General features: G+C 64.6%; 18 protein-coding genes. 14 read left to right on the top strand and 4 right to left on the bottom strand.

From position 1 onward, the window contains the following. Positions 1-96 precede the first annotated feature (96 nt). The 3 genes from ACTRWB_RS03570 to ACTRWB_RS03560 all read left to right on the top strand — a co-directional run bounded on the left by ACTRWB_RS03570 (position 97) and on the right by ACTRWB_RS03560 (position 4,048). Positions 97-1,212, top strand: a complete 1,116-nt coding sequence (locus ACTRWB_RS03570) for a polyamine ABC transporter substrate-binding protein (RefSeq protein ID WP_193101513.1) — start codon at positions 97-99, stop codon at positions 1,210-1,212. 96 nt (positions 1,213-1,308) lie between these two features. Beyond that, positions 1,309-2,883: a DUF3138 family protein gene (locus tag ACTRWB_RS03565; protein WP_412025375.1), complete on the top strand. Its 1,575-nt coding sequence runs from the start codon at positions 1,309-1,311 to the stop codon at positions 2,881-2,883. A gap of 88 nt (positions 2,884-2,971) precedes the next feature. Then, positions 2,972-4,048: a C45 family autoproteolytic acyltransferase/hydolase gene (locus ACTRWB_RS03560; RefSeq protein WP_446900958.1), complete on the top strand. Its 1,077-nt coding sequence runs from the start codon at positions 2,972-2,974 to the stop codon at positions 4,046-4,048. 37 nt (positions 4,049-4,085) lie between these two features. Here the strand turns inward: ACTRWB_RS03560 and ACTRWB_RS03555 are convergent, their stop codons facing one another. Both ACTRWB_RS03555 and ACTRWB_RS03550 read right to left on the bottom strand, forming a co-directional pair. Then, a complete protein-coding gene (locus ACTRWB_RS03555; RefSeq protein ID WP_446900957.1) occupies positions 4,086-5,465 on the bottom strand; it encodes an MFS transporter in 1,380 nt (459 codons plus the stop codon). A 213-nt stretch (positions 5,466-5,678) separates the two neighbouring features. Further along, complete coding sequence (locus ACTRWB_RS03550) at positions 5,679-6,152, bottom strand: Lrp/AsnC family transcriptional regulator (RefSeq protein ID WP_048249133.1); 474 nt, start codon at positions 6,150-6,152, stop codon at positions 5,679-5,681. Between the two features lie 182 nt (positions 6,153-6,334). Between ACTRWB_RS03550 and ACTRWB_RS03545 the strand changes: the two genes are divergently transcribed. The 8 genes from ACTRWB_RS03545 to ACTRWB_RS03510 all read left to right on the top strand — a co-directional run bounded on the left by ACTRWB_RS03545 (position 6,335) and on the right by ACTRWB_RS03510 (position 14,819). Beyond that, the gene (locus tag ACTRWB_RS03545; protein ID WP_446900956.1) at positions 6,335-7,165 is read left to right on the top strand and encodes an alpha/beta hydrolase; all 831 of its coding nucleotides are present in this window, start codon (positions 6,335-6,337) and stop codon (positions 7,163-7,165) included. Next, positions 7,165-8,106: a tryptophan 2,3-dioxygenase gene (locus ACTRWB_RS03540; RefSeq protein ID WP_129516427.1), complete on the top strand. Its 942-nt coding sequence runs from the start codon at positions 7,165-7,167 to the stop codon at positions 8,104-8,106. Before ACTRWB_RS03545 ends, ACTRWB_RS03540 begins: the two co-directional genes overlap by 1 nt. Next, on the top strand, positions 8,106-9,341 hold the full coding sequence (gene kynU, locus ACTRWB_RS03535) for a kynureninase (RefSeq protein WP_446900955.1): 1,236 nt from the start codon (positions 8,106-8,108) through the stop codon (positions 9,339-9,341). Before ACTRWB_RS03540 ends, kynU begins: the two co-directional genes overlap by 1 nt. 73 nt (positions 9,342-9,414) lie before the next feature. Beyond that, positions 9,415-10,830 (top strand): amino acid permease, encoded by a 1,416-nt coding sequence (locus ACTRWB_RS03530; RefSeq protein ID WP_343490888.1) that lies wholly within the window; start codon positions 9,415-9,417, stop codon positions 10,828-10,830. A gap of 40 nt (positions 10,831-10,870) precedes the next feature. Continuing rightward, a complete protein-coding gene (locus ACTRWB_RS03525; RefSeq protein ID WP_446900954.1) occupies positions 10,871-12,010 on the top strand; it encodes a cupin domain-containing protein in 1,140 nt (379 codons plus the stop codon). 53 nt (positions 12,011-12,063) lie between these two features. Next, positions 12,064-13,005, top strand: coding sequence for a fumarylacetoacetate hydrolase family protein (locus ACTRWB_RS03520; RefSeq protein WP_446900953.1), 942 nt, complete (start codon positions 12,064-12,066; stop codon positions 13,003-13,005). Between the two features lie 27 nt (positions 13,006-13,032). Further along, positions 13,033-14,061 carry a carbon-nitrogen hydrolase family protein gene (locus ACTRWB_RS03515; protein WP_193102243.1) on the top strand — a complete coding sequence of 343 codons (1,029 nt, stop codon included), beginning with the start codon at positions 13,033-13,035 and terminating at the stop codon, positions 14,059-14,061. After that, positions 14,058-14,819, top strand: a complete 762-nt coding sequence (locus ACTRWB_RS03510) for a maleate cis-trans isomerase family protein (protein ID WP_446900952.1) — start codon at positions 14,058-14,060, stop codon at positions 14,817-14,819. Before ACTRWB_RS03515 ends, ACTRWB_RS03510 begins: the two co-directional genes overlap by 4 nt. Positions 14,820-14,948: 129 nt before the next feature. Here the strand turns inward: ACTRWB_RS03510 and ACTRWB_RS03505 are convergent, their stop codons facing one another. Beyond that, the gene (locus ACTRWB_RS03505) at positions 14,949-15,317 is read right to left on the bottom strand and encodes a hypothetical protein (protein ID WP_446900951.1); all 369 of its coding nucleotides are present in this window, start codon (positions 15,315-15,317) and stop codon (positions 14,949-14,951) included. Between the two features lie 30 nt (positions 15,318-15,347). Continuing rightward, positions 15,348-15,722: a winged helix-turn-helix transcriptional regulator gene (locus ACTRWB_RS03500; protein WP_446900950.1), complete on the bottom strand. Its 375-nt coding sequence runs from the start codon at positions 15,720-15,722 to the stop codon at positions 15,348-15,350. A gap of 136 nt (positions 15,723-15,858) precedes the next feature. On the opposite strand from ACTRWB_RS03500, the gene gstA reads away from it, so the two are divergent. The 3 genes from gstA (at position 15,859) to ACTRWB_RS03485 (ending at position 18,369) form a co-directional block, all read left to right on the top strand. Next, complete coding sequence (gene gstA / locus ACTRWB_RS03495; RefSeq protein WP_446900949.1) at positions 15,859-16,491, top strand: glutathione transferase GstA; 633 nt, start codon at positions 15,859-15,861, stop codon at positions 16,489-16,491. A gap of 106 nt (positions 16,492-16,597) precedes the next feature. Beyond that, positions 16,598-16,984 carry a hypothetical protein gene (locus tag ACTRWB_RS03490; protein WP_129516436.1) on the top strand — a complete coding sequence of 129 codons (387 nt, stop codon included), beginning with the start codon at positions 16,598-16,600 and terminating at the stop codon, positions 16,982-16,984. A gap of 92 nt (positions 16,985-17,076) precedes the next feature. Then, a complete protein-coding gene (locus tag ACTRWB_RS03485; protein WP_446900948.1) occupies positions 17,077-18,369 on the top strand; it encodes a TolC family protein in 1,293 nt (430 codons plus the stop codon). The last annotated feature ends 6 nt before the right edge of the window (positions 18,370-18,375 follow it).

Genomic DNA, 18,375 nt, shown 5'->3' with positions numbered 1-18,375 from the left:
CAGGGCAGACCGGCCAATTTCCTCTGGCTACATTTTTCCGGACCGAAGCACACACCCGTTCATCGCGAACGGATCATGATATCGACGGAGGAAAACATGGCAGGGGACTGGAAACATCATCTGAAGACGGCATGCGCGGCGCTCGCGCTGGGCGGGCTCGTGTGGGCCGGCGCGCCGGTCGCGCACGCGGCGGACGTCGTCAACGTGTACAACTGGGGCAACTCGATCGGCAAGGCGACGATCGCGAACTTCGAGAAGGCGACCGGCATCAAGGTCGTCTACCAGGAGTTCGATTCGAACGAGACGCTGCAGGCGAAGCTGCTGTCGGGCACGTCGGGCTACGACGTCGTCGTGCCGTCCGACATCTTCTGGGCGCGGCAGCTGCAGGCCGGCATCTTCCGCAAGATCGACAAGAGCCAGGTGCCGAACTACGGGCTGCTCGATCCGGAAATCATGAAGGTGCTGTCGAAGGACGATCCGGGCAACCAGTTCGGTATTCCGTGGACGTGGGGCACGGATGGCCTCGGGATGAACGTCGAGAAGGTGAAGGCCGCGCTCGGCAACGACGCGCCGCTCGACAGCTGGGCGCTGCTGTTCGACCCGAAGTACGCGCAGAAGCTGAAGAGCTGCGGCGTGTCGGTGCTCGATTCGCCGGTCGACGCGTTCGGGATGGCGCTGGTCTACCTGAAGAAGGATGCGAACACGACCAACCCGGCCGACTACCAGGCCGCGTACGAGCTGCTGAAATCGGTGCGGCCGTACATCACGCAGTTCAATTCGAGCAGCTACATCAACGATCTCGCGGGCGGCGACATCTGCCTCGCGCTCGGCTGGTCGGGCGACGTGAACTCCGCGCGCATCGCGGCCGCATCCGCGAAGAAGTCGTATCACATCAAGTACGTGATCCCGACCGAGGGCAGCGCGATGTGGTTCGACATGATGGCGATTCCGAAGGATGCGCCGCATCCGGACGCCGCACACAAGTTCGTCAACTTCGTGCTGTCGGAGAAGGAGAGCGCGAACCTGACCAACGACACGTCGTATCCGTCGGCCGTGCCGTCGTCGAAGCACCTGGTGCGCACCGAGGTAACCAGTGATCCGGCCGTGTTCCCGCCGGCCGACGTGATCCGCAAGCTGAGCCTCAGCAAGCCGATCCCGCCTGAGCTGATGCGTCTGCAGAACCGTCTCTGGACGAAGCTGAAGACCGAGTAAGCCGGCCGCAGCCCCCACCACTCCCGCATCCCTTTCGCGCGCCCCGCCGCCCACCGCGGCGGGCGGGGGCGCGCTCGTCCCGACGACACCCACCCCATGAAAATCAAACACATGACGGCGCTGTGCCTGCTCGCGTTCGAAGCGGCTTCGGCATTCGCACACACGCCGCAGGCAACCGACGCGAGCAAGATGAAGGCGCTGCAGGCGCAGGTCACCGCGCTGCAGCAGCAGGTGAACGAGCTGCGCGCGAGCATGATGGCTGCGCAGACACCCGGCGCCGCAACCGCTACCGCATCGGGCGGCGCGAAGATCGGCTCGGTCAACACGGCGGCGGCCGCCGCGCCGGCAGCCGATTCGACACCCGCGTTCACGAACGACGACCTGCAGCAGATGCGCGAGCAGATCTCGAACGCGTCGCTGAAGGTCGACTCGTTGCAGGAAGCCGCGACGACCGGCCCGCTCGCGGGCCTGAGCATCACCGGTTATGTCGATCCCGTGTACCTGTTCAACCGTGCGCAGCGCACGTCCGGCTTCCAGTTCCTGAACCACGATCCGGGCGCGTACGACTACTTCAACAGCACGATCGGCGACGTCTATCTCGACATCAAGAAGACCTTCGGCGTCGGCCCGATGGCGCCGTCGGCGGAGATCGTGATCCAGCCGAACCGCGGCTTCGGCAACGTGTTTAGCAATGCGCACGGCGGCGTCGGCAACAACATCATCACGCAGGCGCAGGTCAACGTGCCGCTCAGCACGACGCGGACCTTCGAGGTCGGGATGATGCCGAGCCTCGCGGGCTACGAGGTGCAGCCGTCGAACCAGATGCTGACGCTCACGCACGGGCTGCTGTACGACTTCAGCGAGCCGGGCAACCTGATCGGCGTCGGGCTGAAGGGCTCCAACGCGGCGATGACGCGCTTCTGGCAGGTGGTGATCGGCAACGAGGTGCTGCGCACGGCCGGCGCGATCGCGAACGCGGCGAACAACACGACGAAGACCAACTGGACGCCGACCATCACCGCGCGCTTCGACAACGCGACGTCGACCGCATACGACTTCGGGATCTCCGCGATGCTCGGCCGGCAGTCGCTGTTCTCGCCGTGCGCGGTGGCGGGCGGCTACGGCTACCAGTGCAACGGCTCGTCGCCGACCGGCCTCTACAAGTACGTGGAAGCCGACATGACCTATACGCACGACAAGACCCAGGTCAACGCGCAGGTCGACTACGGCGAGCTGCAGAAGGGCGCATGGAACGGCGGCACCGCGCGCTGGTACGGGATGTCGCTGCTCGGCCATACGAAATGGACGACGTCGTGGGTCGGCCGCATGGGCGCGACGCTGCGCTTCGACTACCTGAACAACACGTCGAACGGCGGTGGCGGCACGAACATCCAGTACGGGCTCGCGGGCGGCAACCCGTCGGTGAACGGGTCGAGCGGTTTCGGCATCGATCCGGCGTGCTTCCAGGGCTCGTCGACGAACGGCACCGAGTGCAAGGGCGCGCAGCGCTACGCGATCACGGCCGACCTGTTGTTCTATCCGACGCAGCAGATCACCGTGAAGGTCGAATACCGCCACGACGCGGCGAACCATCCGGTGTTCCTGAAGAGCAACGGCACGTACTCGCGCAGCAACGACCTGGCCGGGATGCAGTTCATCTACTCGTTCTGACCGGCGCGTGCCGTCCGATTCGCGACGCAACGCAATCACGTTCCGGGCCGAGCGGGCCCGGACCTCATTCGACACAGGAGATTTGATCTTGAAGCTGCATACCTTCGTGACCGACATCACCGATCCGCGTGCGCGAGGCCGCCTGATCGGCGAACGCTTCACGCCCGAAATCCGCGAGACGGTCGCGCTCTACCTCGCGTTCTTCCCGAAGCTCGGCATCGATCCGCAGCGCGCGCGGGAGATCGGCGAAGCGAGCCTGGCCGCGCTCGGCGCATGGTGCCCGCGCCTCGCCGCCGAAGTCGAGGCGATCGCCGACGGCGTCGACCTGCCGCGCTGGCAGCTCGCGTGCTTGAACGCGCGCACCGAGATTCTCGCGACCGCCCCGGCATCGGCCGAAGGCGAATGCTCGACGACCGTCTACGCGCCGGCCGGCCCGCACGCGCCGCGCACGCTGCAGACGTGGGACTGGCACGACAGCCTCGCGCCGCAGGGGCTGCTGATGCAGTTCGACACGCCGCACGGCCGCACCGTCAAGCTGTTCTCCGAATTCGGGATGCTGGCGAAGCTCGGCGTGAACAGCGCGGGGCTCGGGCTGCACTTCAACATCCTGCATCACGCGAGCGACAACGACAGCGCCGGCGTGCCCGTGCATGCGATCGCGCGGCGCCTGCTCGAAGACGCGACGACGGTGCAGGAAGCGATCGAATTCGCGCGCACCGCGCGGGTGAGCGCGTCGACGGTGCTGACCGTGTTCACGCGGCACGACGCGAACCCGCGCGCGGCGAGCATCGAGTTGAGCCCGTCGGGCGTGGGGGTAGTCGTGCCGCGTCCGGACGGCTGGCTGCTGCATACGAACCATTTCCTCGACCGCGCGTTGAGCGGCGGCGAGTGCATGCCCGACAGCTCGACCACGCGCGAACGCTTCGCGCACCTGAACGATGTCGTGGCGGGCATGACGAGCGCCGAGGTGCGCGAGCGCGCGGCGGCGATGTGCGGCGCGGCCGGCGATCAGGCCGTGGTGTGTTTCCATCCGGATTTGTCGATGCCCGACACCGAGCGCTGGGAAACGCTGCTGACCGTCGGCATCGATACCGACGCGTGCGCGCTCGACTACGTGGCTGGCAATCCGCACGACCTCGCGCGCGACGGGGCGCTGCGGTTCTGATCCGCGGGGCGGCACGCGTGTGCCGCCCGTGCGGCGGTCACGCGTCGATGCGTTCGACCTTGCCGACGAGCAGCCCGTACGATAGGCTGCCCGCGAGCGCCATCGCGGCGATGTAGGTGATCGCGCGCGAGAAGTCCGCGCCGTTCACCAGCAGCCCGATCACGATCGGCGTCGCGATCGCGGACAGGTTGCCGATCAGGTTGAACACGCCGCCCGTGAGGCCGATGAGCCGCGCGGGTGCGAGCCCCGACACGAGCGACCACGTGATCGACGCGAAGCCGTTGCCGAAGAACGCGATCGTCATGAACGCGATCACCCAGCCCGTCGACGTCACGTAGTTCGCGCCGATGATGCAGGTCGAGATCAGCAGCCCCGAGATGATCGGCAGCTTGCGCGCGAAGCCCTGCGATGCGCCGCGGCGCATCAGCCAGTCCGACAGCACGCCCGAGCACAGCACGCCGACGAACGCGGCGAGGAACGGCAGCGACGCGAGGAAGCCCGACTTGATGAAATCCATCCCGCGATACTTGACGAGATAGGTCGGGAACCACGTGAGGAAAAACCACAGCGTCGAGTTCAGCGCGAACTGGCCGAGGTAGATGCCCCACAGCTTGCGCCGGCCGAGCACGACGCCGAGGTCGCGCCAGGTCGACGGCGTGCGTTCGCTGCGCGCCGCGATGCGGTCTTCGAGATCGACGAGCCCGCCGCCGTCGCGGATCAGCGCGATCTCGGCCGCGTTGACGCCGCGAAATGCGCGCGGCTCGCGGTACACCGCATACCAGATCGCGGCCCACGCGATGCCGGCGAGGCCGGTCGCGACGAACACCATGTGCCAGCCGAGATGCACCTGCAGCCATGCGAGCACCGGCGTGAGGAACGCGAGGCCGACGAACTGGCCCGACGTGTAACTGCCGATCGCGCTTGCGCGTTCTCGGGTCGGGAACCACGTCGTGACCACGCGGTTGTTGATCGGGTAGGCCGGCGCCTCGAGCGCGCCGACCGCGAGACGCAGCACGATCAGCCCGACGAACGAACCCGCGAAGCCGAGCAGCAGCGTCGCGGCCGACCACAGCGCCAGCGCGCCCGCATACAGCACGCGCGGCGAGACCTTGTCGACGAGCCAGCCGCCCGGAATCTGCATCAGCGCATAGGTCCAGCCGAACGCGGAGAACACGAGGCCCGCGCGGACGGGATCGATGTTCAGTTCCTTGAACAACGCCGGCGCGGCGATCGACAGGTTGCTGCGGTCGAGATAGTTGATCACGACCGTGACGAATAGCAGCGCGAGGATCAGCAGCCGCTTGCGGCTTGGGCGGGCGGTTGCGGTTGCGTGAGCGACGGATTCCGGCGAGATGTCCGCGCGAGCAAGCGGCGGCTCCGGCGGGTTGGCATGGGTGCGTGACGCGGATTGGGCCACGGTTGTCTCCTGTGTTCTATGCCCGGCCGGCGCCCGCGAGCGGGGCGGCCGAATCGAATGGCGTTGGGGCGAACGTTAGAGCCGTGGAGCGAAACGCGTCAACATTTGAACAGGCATCCCTATTAATGGGAAGTTGGGCGTTCAGTATGTGGGAAAGGTGGCAGCCGGGCCGCATCGTGCATCGGCCGCTCGTGTTCTCCGCGCACGAGGAGATCAGTCAGGCAACGGTAACTGATGCGAGTCCTTGATCGTATGCATCACGAACGCGCTGCGTACTTCACGAACGTGCGGCAAGGTCGCCAGTCTTTTCCGACTGAACATGGCGAAGCTGTCGAGGTCAGTCGCGACCACACGCAATAGATAGTCCTCTATCCCGGACAAGATGAAACAGGACAGCACTTGATCGACCGTCTTGACGGCATTCTCAAATTCAACCGCGTCCTGCTCGCGATGCGACGAGATCTTCACGTAAACGAATGCATCGATCCCCAGACCGAGTGCCTTGCGGTCGAGTTCGAGGCTATAGCCCGAGATCACGCCCGACTCTTCCAGCCGCTTGACCCGCCTCCAGCACGGAGACTGCGAACTATGGGTCGCCTCGGCCAGTGCTGCCATCGACATTCTGGGATCAGATTGCAGATGGGTGAGGATCTGAATGTCTGCGGGGCTCAACGGAACGGGCTTCATGTCTGGACCTCGGGTACGCGGCAGTGGTAAGGGTTTCCCCGGTTCTGGATCGATGCAGGCAAATTCTGTCTGAATGTATTTCGGGGTGGACATATTTTGCCGGAGTATCCGGGCTTGTGCGGCAAAAGCGAAAAGAAAAGCCCGTCGTGGCTGGCTAGAATTTCTCCATCAAGGAGGCAGTCATGCACGAAGACGTCAAGGTCACCCTGGAGCGGGAATATTCCCCGAGCAGCGTGGCGCCCGACTACCGGAAGACAGTCGCAGCCTATGCGGCCGAGAGCGCGAACGTACTGGGCGCGCGAGCTCACCGCCGTCTCGCGTACGGCGCTGCCGTGGACGAGTATTCGATCGTGTTCGACGCGGCATCGTCCGATCGCCGTTTGATGTTCGTCTTTATCCACGGCGGGTACTGGCAGGAGCTGGCCGCTGAAGATTCGTGCTTTCCCGCCGCGGGGTTTCTCGCGCGAGGCATATCGTATGCGGCCGTGAACTACACGCTCGCGCCGAACGCGACCATCGAGGAGATGATCGGTCAATGCGGATGTGCGATCGAGGAGCTGACGCGCGAATATCCGGACACGAATCTGGTGCTGGCGGGCAGTTCGGCCGGCGCCCATCTTGCCGCGATGCAGGCCGTGCGGATGCCTGAGTCGGCCGATGTGCGGCACCGCGTGGTTGGCTCGATCCTGATTTCGGGCATCTACGATCTGCGCCCGCTCACACACACCTATATCAATACACCGCTGAAACTGGATCCGATCCGGGCGCACATTGTCAGTCCGGCGTTGCTTCCGGTCCGGCAGGTCGCGCCGACACTCGTGTGCTGGGGCGAACACGAAACCGCCGAATTCAAACGTCAGAGTGCCGAACACGCGGAACGACTGGCGAAGTATGGCGTGCCGGTGGAGCGTCTCGAAGTAGCGGACCGGAACCACTTTGACATTCTGTTTGATCTGGCAAACCCCGCCAGCCAGTTGGGGAAAGCCGTCGATAACCTGCTTGGAGGCTTGTAATGGCTGTATATCGCAAACGCGTCATCCCCGAGATTCGCGATCCGGCGCTTGAGCTGTCGGTCGTGAGAGATATCGGTATCTCGACTGACGAGAGCCGTACGGACGCCGTGAAGACCACGGCGGGCGAGCCGATGGTCGACTTCGAGGGCAAGAGCAATCCTTTCATCGACTATCACCGCAACGACCTTTTGCTGAGCCTGCAGCATATGCGTAGTGAAGGGCATGACGAGATGGTCTTCATCCTCATGACGCAGTGCAAGGAACTGACGTTCAAGGCGATTCACTACGAGCTGTACAACATGCAGCAACGCATCAAGGCGGATGACGTCACGGGTGCGCTCGCGTTGGCACCACGGATCAAGCGACTGTTCGAATACCTCGTCAAGACGTGGGACGTGCTATCGACGATCACGACGAGCGGCTTCAACGAATTCCGCGATTGCCTCGGCATCTCGTCGGGCCAGCAGTCGTATATGTATCGGCACGTCGAATTCATCCTCGGCAACAAGGCCGTCCGCATGGCTCAGGCACATGCGAATAATCCGGATGTGTTCCCTCAACTCAAGCAGTCCCTGAACTCGCCGAGCCTCTACGACGACGTCATCGCGTTGCTTCATCGCCGCGGGGTCGCCATTCCGGCGAATGCGCTGGAGCGGAACTGGTCCGAAACCTACGTCCCGAATCCTGACGTGGAGAAGGCATGGCTTGCGGTCTACGCCGATCCCGCGCCGGACAATGATCTTTATGTACTCGGCGAGGCGCTGATCGAGATTGCGGATCTCTTTTCGCAGTACCGATGGCGGCATTTCGTATCGGTCGAGCGCATCCTGGGGTTCAAACCGGGCACCGGTGGTTCCGCAGGGGTGGGCTGGCTCAAGCACGTGGTGGAACACCGGTTCTTCCCCGAGCTGTGGGCGATCCGTACGGTGCTGGGGGCGTGATGACGTTTGAAGACCAACAGACGGCCGCGACGCCCGTTCATGCAGATCCGTTCGATCTGACGCGCGCCCGGTTCGCGCTGCCGCCCGACATTCGCTACTTCGACGGCAATTCGCTGGGCCCGCTGCCCAAGGCGGTGCAGACGCAGGTCTACGTATCGACCACGCATGAATGGGGGGAAGGCCTGATCCGCTCGTGGCAGGACGCACGGTGGAATACGTTGCCGCAGCGCGTCGGTGAACGCATCGGCCGCCTGATCGGCGCGGCGCCGGGGCAGGTGGTGGCCTGCGACTCGACCTCGGTCAACTTGTTCAAGGTGTTGACGGCCGCCGTGCGTCTGCGACCGGGGCGGCGGCTGATCGTAACGGACGCCGCGTCCTTTCCGACCGATCTTTACATCGCGGGAGAAGTCGCGCGTCTGATGGGGCTGGAGATCGTCACTGTGCCAGTGAGCGAGATGTCCGAAGTACTGGGCGAGCAGGTCGCCGTGGTCCTGCTGTGCCATGTCGATTACCGGACGTCCGAGATCTACGACCTGGCCGGCATCACTCGCGCGGCGCACGACGCAGGCGCGCTCCTGGTTGCCGATCTGTCTCATTCGGCCGGCGCGTTGCCATGCAACCTCGATGCCAGCGGCGTCGACTTTGCCGTGGGATGTGGCTACAAGTACCTGAACGGCGGTCCGGGCGCGCCGGCGTTCCTGTACGCCGCGGCACGCCACATTCCGAATTGCGAACAGCCGCTGGCCGGCTGGTTTGGACATGCGACGCCGTTTGACTTTACCGGGGCGTACGCGCCCGCGCCCGGCATCGAGCGCTTTCTGTGCGGGACGAACCAGGTCATCGCATTGTCGGTCCTGCTTCGTGCACTGGACGTCTTCGACGACGTGTCGATCGAAGACGCTCGGACTCGCAGTCTGGCGTTGACCACCCGGTTCATCTCCGCGGTGGAGGCACGGCTGGTGCGCCACGGGTTCGTGATCGCATCGCCTCCGGAGGCGACGCGACGCGGTAGCCACGTATCGCTTCGCCATCCGAAGGGGTACGCGATCATGCAGGAACTGGCCCGGCGCGGCGTCATCGGCGATTTCCGCATGCCCGATTTCATGCGATTCGGCTTCGCGCCGCTTTTCAATACGATGGAGGACACGGACCATCTGGTCGACGAGATCGATCGCATCATGGAGGAGCGCGCGTGGGATAAGGCGCAGTACGCGCAACGCCGCGACTTCACCTAGTTCGGCGGGTATGACGGGGAGGAAGGGTCCCCGCATCATGATTCGCATTCCATATTAATTATCGGAGACAACGATGTCGGAAGTGAGTGGATTTCTGGCGAGAACCGAACGCGAGCGAGGACTGAGGAAGAGCCTGACGTCGCCGCAGCTGACGATGATCGCCATAGGCGGCGCGATCGGTACCGGGCTGTTTCTGGGAAGCGGCGCGGCCATTCAGGTCGCGGGGCCGAGCGTGATTCTCAGCTTTGCGATCGGCGCGTGTGTCGCGCTGCTCCTGATGGGGTGTCTGGCCGAAATGGTGGTGACCCATCCCAGTACCGGGTCGTTCGGCTCCTATGCCGAGCACTATCTGGGCAGCCTTGCCGGTTTCGTCGTCCGCTACGCGTACTGGATATCGGTGGTGTTGGTCATCGGTGCGGAAGTCACCGCGATATCCGTCTACATGAAGTTCTGGTTTCCGGGCTCGCCGGGCTGGTTATGGATCGTGCTCTTCTCGATTGTGCTGATCTGCCTGAATGCTCGCAGCGTCGGCTCGTTCGGCGTCGCCGAATACTGGTTTTCGGTCGTCAAGGTCGCCGCGATCGTCGGGTTCATCCTGATGGGAAGCTACACGGTATTCACCGCTACGCCCGCCAGCGGCATCGGCTTCGCCAACTTCCATGCGAACGGCGGGTTCTTCCCGCACGGCTGGGACGGTACGTGGCATGCGGTCGTCGTCGCGATCTTCAGCTTCATCGGGATCGAGTTCATCGCGGTCGCCGCGGGCGAGGCCGAGGACCCTGAGCGTGCAGCGCGCGGCGCTTTCAAGTCCGCGGTGTTACGGCTGATCGTTTTCTATCTGCTCACCGTTGCGCTGATGCTCGCGATTGTGCCGTGGCAGTTGGCGGGAACGGGGAAAAGCCCGTTCGTGATGGTCATGGAGACGACGGGCTTCTCGTGGGGGGCCGGCATCATGAACTTCGTCGTGCTGATGGCGGCATTGTCGGCGATGAACTCGCAGCTCTATGTCGCCACGCGCATGATTTTCAGCCTTGCCTGTAGCGGCTATGCGCCGGCCGGCCTGAGTGTCGTCGGTGCCAACGGCATTCCGCTGCGAAGCCTCGTGGTGTCATCGGGCGGCGTTGCCTTCGCAGCCGTCACGAGCATCGTGATGCCGCAAGGTTCGTTTGTCCTGGTCATGTCCATTGCAATGTTCGGCGCATTGTTCGGGTGGCTCATGATTTTCGTCACGCATTATCGCTTCCGCCGCGCGTGCGAACGCGATGGCGTTACGCCAACGTTCCGTCTGCCGGGCTTTCCGTTCCTGACGCTTCTCGGGGCCGTCGCAATGGCGGCGATCATCGGATCCACCTATTTCGTGCCGGCCTTTCGCATGACCGTGATCACGGGGATCCCGCTTCTGGTGGTGCTGGTCGTCGCCTATGCGCTGATCCGGAAGCCGCAGGCGTCGCGGGCGGTGATCGCGCAGCATGGTGCCGTGGAGTCCTGACCATTCGTCTCCGGGATGAATGACATACAAGGAGCATTTGATGTCGACGAATCACTACGATACCTATCGTGAAGACGTGGCCGGTCGTGCGAATGTCGAGGATTCGCCCGAGCTGGTGGCCTACTACCGGGAATTGGAGCAGCTTAAAACCGGCGCGCTATGGACCGTGGCCAACAAGATCGAGCCTTGGCAACCCAGGTCCGATTCGGTGCCGGTGCTCTGGCGCTACCGCGACTTGCGCGAACACGTGCTGCGTTCGGTGTCGCTCGTGACACCGGAGAAAGCCGGCCGGCGCGTCATCTATCTGGACAACCCCGGCCGGCGGGAGGTTGCCGCCGCGGTCGGGTGGTTGTACTCGGGCTTGCAGGTCATGCATCGGGGCGAACGGGCAGGCGCCCATGCGCATTCGTCTTCGGCGCTGCGATTCATCATGGAGGGAAGCGGCGCCTATACGATCGTCGACGGTCACAAGATGACGCTGGGCGTGAACGATTTCGTGCTGACTCCGAATGGCACCTGGCATGAGCACGGCGTCGAGGACGATGGCCTGCCGTGCATCTGGCAGGACGGCCTGGACATTCCGCTGGTCAATGCACTGGAGGCCGGTTTCTATGCCGTGCATCCGGATCTGCAGCAGGCCGTGGGCTACCCGGTCGACGATTCCCCGGGCATCTGGGGGGCAGCCGGCCTGCGCCCGCAGCATGCGGGCTGGACCCGGCGTTATTCGCCGCTGTTCAAGTACACGTGGGAGGCGACCTATGCCGCGCTGCAACGCTACGCGGGCGCGCAAGCGCACGATCCCTTCGACGGCGCGTTGATGCATTACACCAACCCGATCGACGGCGGCCACGTGATGGCGACCATCGGCGCGAGCATGCAGATGCTGCCGCCGGGTTTTGTCGGCAGCGCGCATCGACACACCGGCAGCTTCCTCTATCAGGTTGCCAAGGGCCGGGGCCATTCCGTCATCAACGGGCAGCGTCTCGACTGGCAGGAGCGAGACATCTTTTGTGTGCCCTCGTGGGCCTGGCACGAGCACGCCAATGCCAGCGGCAGCGAGGATGCGGTGCTGTTCAGCTTCAACGACCTGCCGGTGATGGAAAAGCTGGGCCTGTATCGCGAGGAAGCGCTGGCCGACAACGGTGGACACCAACCGGTGCTGCCGCTTGTGTCGGGCTGAGCGCATCCCGGAACCCGTTCATTTCAATCATCTCCTTCTGAACTGACTTACTCATGCGACTCGTTACCTATCGCGCTCATGTGAATGCGTCCGCCCGCATGGGCGCCATTGTCGATGATCTCGTGATCGATCTTCAGCGCCTTGGCGCGCACGTCGGGCATGCGATTCCCGGCGATATCCTCGATTTCATCGACCTCGGACCCCACGCGGTGGCGGTCGCGACCGAACTGCTGATCCAGCACCGGGACAAGTGGCCGCTGGATACGGCGCTGCCGCTGGCCAACGTCAGGCTGCTCGCGCCGATCCCGCGGCCACGCAAGAACATCTTCGGCATCGGCCTGAACTATGTCGAGCACGTGGAGGAGTCCAGCCGCTCGCTGGATACGTCGAGGGATCTGCCGAAGCAACCGGTGATCTTTTCCAAGCCGCCGACCGCGGTGATCGGGCCTGACGATGCGATCGAGCACGACGCAGGCATCACGCGGCAGCTCGACTGGGAAGTCGAGCTGGCCGTGGTAATCGGCCGTCGCGCGAGGCGTGTCGGGGAGGCGCGCGCGCTGGATCATGTGTTCGGCTACACCGTCATCAACGACATCAGCGCGCGCGACAACCGTCGTGCCGGCCAGTGGATCTACTCGAAGGGGCAAGACACCTACGCACCGCTGGGGCCGGTTATCGTCACCGCTGACGAAATCCCCGATCCGCATGACCTGAATCTGGGCCTGAGGGTCAACGGCGTGGAGAAACAGAACGCCAACACCCGCCACTTGCTGTTCAAGATCCCGACGCTGATCGCGGACATCAGCGCCGGCATCGCGCTGGAGCCCGGCGACATCATCGCGACGGGCACGCCATCGGGGGTGGGTGCCGGCCGGACCCCGCAGGAATGGTTATGGCCAGGCGACGTGGTCGAGGCGTGGGTCGAGGGGATCGGCACGTTGCGCAATCCGGTCGTGGCCGTGGGCGACGTGCCGTGCCGACGTGCGGAACAGTGACGGGTGCAGACGAAAGGAGCTATCGACATGCTTGAACTTCACGCATTCAGGGCGGCGACCGTACAGACGTCGCCGATTTTTCTCGATACCGACGCGACCGTCGACAAGGTCGTCCGTCTGATCGGCGAGGCGGCCGACAACGGGGCGCGCCTGATCGCGTTCCCGGAGGTATTCGTTTCCGGCTATCCGTACTGGAACTGGATCGGCAACCCGGTGCAGGGCAGTGTCTGGTTCGAGCGGCTTGCCCGCTCGGCGATCGAGATACCGGGCCCCGAGATCGCCAAGATCGCGCAGGCCGCCGCGCGTCATCGCATCAACGTGGTGGTCGGCGTCAACGAGCGAAACTGCCGTGGCGTCGGCACGATCTACAACACGGTCGTCACGCTGTCCGACGAGGGGCGCCTGCTGGGCCGTCACCGCAAGCTCGTACCCACGTGGGCCGAGAAGCTGACCTGGGCGCCGGGAGACGCTTCCGCGCTCCGCGTACATGACACCAGCGTCGGCCCGCTGGGTGTGCTGGCGTGCGGCGAGAACACCAACACGCTGGCGCGCTTCGCGCTGCTGGCTCAGGGCGAACTCATACACGTCGCGAACTACATTTCGCTGCCGGTGGCGCCGCCGGACTACGACATGGCGGAAGCGATCAGGATGCGTTCGGCTGCTCACAGCTTCGAAGGCAAACTGTTCACGGTCGTCTCGTGCTCGACAATCTCGGCGGAGATCGTCGCGGCGCTCGAGGTCGACTTTCCCGATGCGCGCGACATGCTTTCGCGCCGCAACAGCGCGTTCTCCGGATTTGTGGGGCCCGACGGACGCACAATCGGCAAACCGCTGATCGACGAAGAAGGCATCGCGTATGCCGATATCGATCTGGGGCGCTGCATTCAGCCTCGCCAGATGCATGACATCACCGGTCACTACAATCGCTTCGACGTGTTCGAGCTGAGCGTCAATCGACGGCCCCTCACAGCCGCGCGCTTCGACGATTCGCGCGCGGCCGATGAACTCGATGGGGAACCGGTAGTCATCGAACGCAACCAGGGCATTCAATCATGAGCGAGACTCGCCGCGACTACCGTATCGGTCAAATCGTACCGTCTTCCAACACCACGATGGAAGCCGAAATTCCAGCCATCCTGCGCGCGCGGGAGGTCGGTCACACGGAGCGTTTTACGTTCCACGCGAGCCGCATGCGCATGAAGCACGTTACCCGGGAAGAACTGGCTGCCATGGACGCAGACAGCGATCGCTGTGCACTGGAACTGTCCGACGCGCGCGTGGACGTGCTCGGCTATGCGTGTCTCGTGGCCATCATGAGTATGGGGCACGGATATCACCGTGCGTCCGAGGCGCGATTGCACCGACGGACCGTGGAAAACGGCGGACCTGCTCCTGTCGTCACCAGCGCCGGCGCACTCGTCGATGGTCTGAAAGCGCTTGGTGCCAGGAAAGTGTCGATCCTGACGCCCTACATGAAGCCGCTGACCGGACTCGTCATCGACTACCTCGGGAACGAGGGCATCGAGGTGATCGACAGTATTTCATTGGAGATCGCCGACAACCTGGAGGTCGGTCGTCAGGACCCGCATGCACCCGTCGAAATCACCCGCAAGTTGAAGACTGCAGGCGTCGATGCGATCGTTGCGTCGGCGTGCGTGCAGATGCCGTCCTTGCCGTCCGTGCAGCCTATCGAGGATCGCACCGGTTTGCCGGTGATTTCGTCATCCGTAGCGACGACCTACGCGATGCTCAAGAAACTGGGCTTGAGCACGAAGGTCCCAGGATTCGGCGCACTATTTTCCGGTCGTTACTGACCCGGTTCGGACGACCCGGGCGGATTGCGATACAGCGCCTTCAACCGCTGGAAACCGGAGACATGAGCTGCGGCGTGGTCGCGTGCTCGGTGGAGGCCATCGATGCGCAAGCAACGAGCAGCAGTGCGGCTAGCCGCCCGCGCTGTCGTCGCGATAGCCGTTCTTGCCGACGAAGATCTCCTTCAGCGCGGCGCGCAGCGCGACCGGATCGTACTGGCCTGGCACGAGATGGATCACGTAGCGCGTCTGACCGTCGAGACGCGCGGCGATGCCCGGTTCGATCTCAACGTCGATCGTGTCGTCCGTCAGTCGCACCGACAGATCCTTGACGCGCCAGGTGATCTGGTCGCGCACCATCACTTCGATCAGCGCGTCGTCCGGAAAGCGCGACAGCGCGAAGCAATAGTCCTGCTCCGCGTCGTGACAGTAGATGTTGGCGAAGCTTTCGTCGTCGTCGAGGTCGGACGTGGCCGCGCCGACGGTAGCGTGAAGTTCCATGAGCGTAGCTCCTGCGAATGGGTTGGTGGGTTAGTGGGGCGCGTGCGTCGTCGTTTCGCGCGTGGTCTCGGGCGCGGCGTCGGCCTGCGCATCGCGCGCCTTCAGCCACAGCCCGAATTCGCGCATCACGTCGACCACCGGCCGCAGCCGGTCGCCGTCCGCGGTCAGATCGTACTCGACCCGCACCGGCACTTCCGGATAGACGGTCCGCCGCACGAGCCCGGCGTCTTCCAGCGCACGCAGGTCGAGCGTCAGCATGCGCTGCGAGATGCCCGGCATGTCGCGGCGCAGGTCGCTGAAGCGTCGCGGCCCGTCGAGCAGATACGACACCAGCAGCAGCCGCCAGCGGCCGCCGAGCAGGCGCATCGCTTCTTCAACGGAACATCCTGTCGCACTCGTTTTCATGCTGCTGAACCCTGGTCGGTAAATTTTTTGTGACTACGGCACAAACGACTGCCGTCTTCCCAGCCCTGCGTCGATGCGAGATATTAGCGCCCGCGTCGCGGCGAATCGAGTCATGGTCAACCCACCAAGGAAATGCATGAAGCTTTATCACGCTCCCGGCAGCTGTTCCCAGGCCATCCGCATCGTGCTGCGCGAAGGCGGCATCGACGCGGAGATCATCAAGGTCGACGCGCGCAAGCATGTCGTCGAGGACGGCCGCGATTACTACGACGTGACCGAACTCGGCTACGTGCCGCTGCTCGAACTCGACGACGGCACGCTGCTGCGCGAAGGGCCGGTGATCGCGCAGTATCTCGCGGATCTGCGCCCGGAAGCCGCGCTCGCGCCCGCGTACGGCACGCTCGCCCGGTACCGGCTGATGGAGTGGCTCAACTTCCTCGGCACCGAGATCCACAAGGGCTTCATCCCGCTGCTGTATGCGGTGCAGGCGGGGAAGTATGTGGAGCCGGCGCGGCAGAAGCTCGACAGCCGCTTTGCATGGATCGACCGTCAGCTCGACGGCAAGACGTTCCTGACGGGCGACACGTTCACGGTGGCCGATGCGTACCTGTTCGCACTGACCGGCTGGGGCAAGGCCGACTGGATGCGCTCGGTGTACAACGCGGATATCGACCTGAGCCGGTATGTGCATCTGCACGCGTGGTACGAACGGGTCCGGGCGCGGCCGGCCGTGCAGCACGTGCTGGAGGCGGACGGCCTGCTGCGGTAGCGTGCGGCGGCGGTCGCGAATACGGTGCGTCATCCCGCCACACCGCGATCGTTTCGTCATATCGACGCGCCGCCACGCCGCAAAATGCCGCGCTATAATCGCCGCCATGAAATTGCTTCGGACCTTCATCCTGCTGCTGCTTTGCGCGGTGCTGCCCATCAGTGGGCTGGCAGCCAGCGGCCTGACCGGTGAATGTCCGATGCAGCACACGATGTCGATGGACGCGGACATGGGCATGACGATGTCCGCCGACATGAGCGATTGCGATTCGATGAAGTCGCCGTCCGCCGGCCACGCGCAAGCGAAGGCCAAAGCCAAGGGCATGGCCTGCAAGGTGACGGCCCAATGCCAGTTCGGCAGTCTCTATCACCCGGCCGCCCGCGCCGACGTTAGCCGTCCCGCTGCATTCGCCAGCACGATCGTCTTCCACTACACGCAGTCCGTACCCGTCCGCGACCCGAGCGGGTTGTGGCGCCCTCCACGCATTAGCTGATCCCGATCCGACCGGTTCACCGCCCACGCGGTGAGGTTCGTCCTGTGCTCAGGACGTGGAATCCCTATGGGTTCCGACGTTGGGGTTAAACCATGTCATTCGATTTCAGCACGCCGCGCACGCGGCGTGCATGTCGGCGCGCGCCCGTGCTGTGGGCCGCGCTGCTGGTGGCGGGCGCCGTGCACGCGCAACAGGCGCCATTCACGCTGGACGCCGCGCTGCAGTCCGCCACCGATCATTCCGCTTCGATGCAGGCCGCACAGGCTTCGGTCCACGCGAGTTCCGAAGCGGCCGTCAAGGCCGGCCAGTTGCCGGACCCGATGCTCAAGGCCGGCATCGACAACCTGCCGGTCAACGGCGGGCAGCGCTTCACCGTCGGCCAGGACTTCATGACGATGCGCCGCATCGGCATCGAGCAGGAGTGGGTATCCGGCGATAAACGGCGGCTGCGCTCGGCGCTGGCCGACGAGCAGGTCGGCCGTGAGCGCGCGGGCTATCTCCAGCAGCTTGCCGCCGTGCGCCGGCAGACCGCGACGGCGTGGCTCGACGCCGTCTATGCGAAGCAGGCGCTCGCGCTTCAGCAGGCGCTGCTCGCTCACATGAACCATGAGCTCGACGCGACGCAGGCGTCGTATCGCGGCGCGAAGGCGAGCGCGGGCGATGTCGTGCAGGCCCGCGCGATGCTCGCGCAAACGCAGGATCAGGTGCTCAAGGCGCAGCAGACGGTTCGCACTGCACTCATCGCACTTGCCCGCTGGACAGCCACGCCGGTGGCGGATGTGACGGGCGCGCCGCCCGCGCCCGAATCCTTCGTGTCGTCGTTGCCGCCGGACGAACTGCGCCTGTCGCAACCGGCGCTCGTCGCGGCCGCCGACGACATCGCGGTTGCCGAAGCCGACACCGCGGTCGCGAACAGCGAGCGCAGCCCGAACTGGACGTGGGAGATCGCGTACCAGCAGCGCGGCGGCGCGTATTCGAACATGGTGTCCGTCGGCGTCTCGATCCCGTTGCCGCTCAACCGAAAGAACCGCCAGAACCGCGACGTTGCCGAGAAGGCCGCGCTCGCGACGAAGGCGCGCCTGATGTACGAAGACACGCTGCGCCAGGTGCAGGCCGATATCCGTACGCAGTCCGAGACGCTGGCGAGCGGCCGCGAACGCATCGCGAACCTGGGCGCATCGCTGCTGCCCGCCGCCGATCAACGCGTGCAGCTCGCCAACGCCGCGTACCGGGCCGGCACGGGTTCACTTGCCGACACGTTCGCCGCGCGGCGCGCGCAACTGGAAGCGCAGTTGCAGGTGCTCGATCTCAGGCGCGACGTGTCGCAGACCTGGGCGCAGCTCGAATATCAGGTCGTGCCGGCAACGCTGGCCGCCGCGCAGTGAAGGAGA

The sequence above is a fragment of the Burkholderia sp. YIM B11467 genome, from assembly GCF_052952715.1.
This window is presented reverse-complemented; position numbering and strand designations above follow the sequence as displayed.

What these genes read in the sequence shown, in the direction of transcription:
- ACTRWB_RS03565 (WP_412025375.1), top strand. Translation starts at nt 1,309, where the DNA reads ATGAAAATCAAACACATGACGGCGCTGTGCCTGCTCGCGTTCGAAGCG.
- ACTRWB_RS03485 (WP_446900948.1), top strand. Translation starts at nt 17,077, where the DNA reads ATGTCATTCGATTTCAGCACGCCGCGCACGCGGCGTGCATGTCGGCGC.
- ACTRWB_RS03505 (WP_446900951.1), bottom strand. Translation starts at nt 15,317, where the DNA reads ATGGAACTTCACGCTACCGTCGGCGCGGCCACGTCCGACCTCGACGAC.
- ACTRWB_RS03525 (WP_446900954.1), top strand. Translation starts at nt 10,871, where the DNA reads ATGTCGACGAATCACTACGATACCTATCGTGAAGACGTGGCCGGTCGT.
- gstA (WP_446900949.1), top strand. Translation starts at nt 15,859, where the DNA reads ATGAAGCTTTATCACGCTCCCGGCAGCTGTTCCCAGGCCATCCGCATC.
- ACTRWB_RS03510 (WP_446900952.1), top strand. Translation starts at nt 14,058, where the DNA reads ATGAGCGAGACTCGCCGCGACTACCGTATCGGTCAAATCGTACCGTCT.
- ACTRWB_RS03530 (WP_343490888.1), top strand. Translation starts at nt 9,415, where the DNA reads ATGTCGGAAGTGAGTGGATTTCTGGCGAGAACCGAACGCGAGCGAGGA.
- ACTRWB_RS03570 (WP_193101513.1), top strand. Translation starts at nt 97, where the DNA reads ATGGCAGGGGACTGGAAACATCATCTGAAGACGGCATGCGCGGCGCTC.
- ACTRWB_RS03515 (WP_193102243.1), top strand. Translation starts at nt 13,033, where the DNA reads ATGCTTGAACTTCACGCATTCAGGGCGGCGACCGTACAGACGTCGCCG.
- kynU (WP_446900955.1), top strand. Translation starts at nt 8,106, where the DNA reads ATGACGTTTGAAGACCAACAGACGGCCGCGACGCCCGTTCATGCAGAT.
- ACTRWB_RS03520 (WP_446900953.1), top strand. Translation starts at nt 12,064, where the DNA reads ATGCGACTCGTTACCTATCGCGCTCATGTGAATGCGTCCGCCCGCATG.
- ACTRWB_RS03545 (WP_446900956.1), top strand. Translation starts at nt 6,335, where the DNA reads ATGCACGAAGACGTCAAGGTCACCCTGGAGCGGGAATATTCCCCGAGC.
- ACTRWB_RS03500 (WP_446900950.1), bottom strand. Translation starts at nt 15,722, where the DNA reads ATGAAAACGAGTGCGACAGGATGTTCCGTTGAAGAAGCGATGCGCCTG.
- ACTRWB_RS03490 (WP_129516436.1), top strand. Translation starts at nt 16,598, where the DNA reads ATGAAATTGCTTCGGACCTTCATCCTGCTGCTGCTTTGCGCGGTGCTG.
- ACTRWB_RS03540 (WP_129516427.1), top strand. Translation starts at nt 7,165, where the DNA reads ATGGCTGTATATCGCAAACGCGTCATCCCCGAGATTCGCGATCCGGCG.
- ACTRWB_RS03550 (WP_048249133.1), bottom strand. Translation starts at nt 6,152, where the DNA reads ATGAAGCCCGTTCCGTTGAGCCCCGCAGACATTCAGATCCTCACCCAT.